Here is a 1,371-nt window from a genome sequence, read left to right as displayed (position 1 = left end):
ACTTCATACTCTTCATCCAGGTCGACCTGTAAATCCTTCAATAGTTTATTAGCATCTTCTTTATTTGCCTGCGATTCCGTCAATATTCGCTTCGGACGAAATAAAATTGCAGAAAGTACTAGTGCAGCCACACACCCCGCAATGCCAAGAAGCAGTGAATAAGAATTGACCATTGTATCCTCAGCAACCAGCGGAAAAAATTGTTTCCCAATCAAGAAACCGCCTAATCCAAGAACGATGCTTATCAAAATAGAGTAAAGCACATGGGATGGTGAAACCGTATCCCCTAAAATTTCAACATAATAATCGGATTCCGATTCACTTGACTTCATTTCATCATTCACTCGTTACCCTCTCCCCTCTTCTGAGTTTATTATAGCAAGAATATGATCATAACGGACATCCTGATCCTGGACTGCACGCTCAACAATCGCATCGATATTGCTTTCATCGGCACCAGCCATTAACGCTAAACTTCGGGCATGCAGCGCCATATGCCCTTTTTGGATACCTTCTGTTGCTAACGCCTTTAATCCTCCAAAATTTTGGGCGAGACCCGTCGCCGCAATTATTCCGGCAAGTTCCTCTGCTGTTTTCACACCAAGAACTTTAAGGGCTAAATTTGCTACAGGGTTTGACTTAGTGCCACCGCCAACAATCCCCACAGCCATCGGAATTTCCATCGTGCCAACTAAATCCCCTTCATGATTTTTCTCCCAATGTGTCAGTGAGCGGTAACGCCCTGATCTTGCGGCATATGCATGTGCTCCAGCCTCAATCGCCCGTGTATCATTACCTGTAGCAAGAACAACGGCGGAAATCCCGTTCATAATTCCTTTATTATGTGTTGTAGCCCGGTAAGGATCAACATCAGCCAGTTTATATGCTTCTATAATATCATTGACTACCTTAGCCCCGCCAATTGTTTCCCGCTTAAACTCCCCGCGCACCCTGACCAGCCGTTTATCGGCAAGATTTGAAATAATCCTAAGGTTAACCCTGCCATGGGTGATGGATTCGATCAATGGAGCCACTGCTTCCGCCATCGTATTGACAGCATTAGCTCCCATCGCATCCCTGGTATCGACCAGCAGGTGTAAAACAATCATCGGACTTTCGCCTTCCTCAATGATATGAACCTCGATATCCTTCGCACCGCCGCCCAGCGAAACAAGTGTCGGGTCCTGCTCATTGCAAAGTTCCAGAATCCGTCCCTTGTTTTCATAGAGGCGGGCCATCTCACCATATGGATTTTGGATATTCGTCAGCTGGATTTGCCCGCGCATAATGGATCCAGTTGTAGTGGCAAAAAAACCACCCGTCTCATATGCCAGTTTGGCGGCATGACTTGCTGCTGCAATAACGGAAGGC

Annotated in this window: 2 protein-coding genes; both read right to left on the bottom strand. The window is 46.2% G+C overall.

The window, feature by feature from the left end:
* Positions 1-344, bottom strand: a 344-nt coding sequence (locus AC3G7N_RS20520) for a hypothetical protein (protein ID WP_489424022.1), incomplete at its 3' end; no start/stop codon positions are given.
* A gap of 3 nt (positions 345-347) precedes the next feature.
* The coding region (locus tag AC3G7N_RS20515; RefSeq protein ID WP_489424021.1) for a hydroxymethylglutaryl-CoA reductase, degradative at positions 348-1,371 on the bottom strand (1,024 nt) is incomplete at its 5' end.

The organism is Virgibacillus carmonensis, from assembly GCF_057836705.1.
This window is presented reverse-complemented; position numbering and strand designations above follow the sequence as displayed.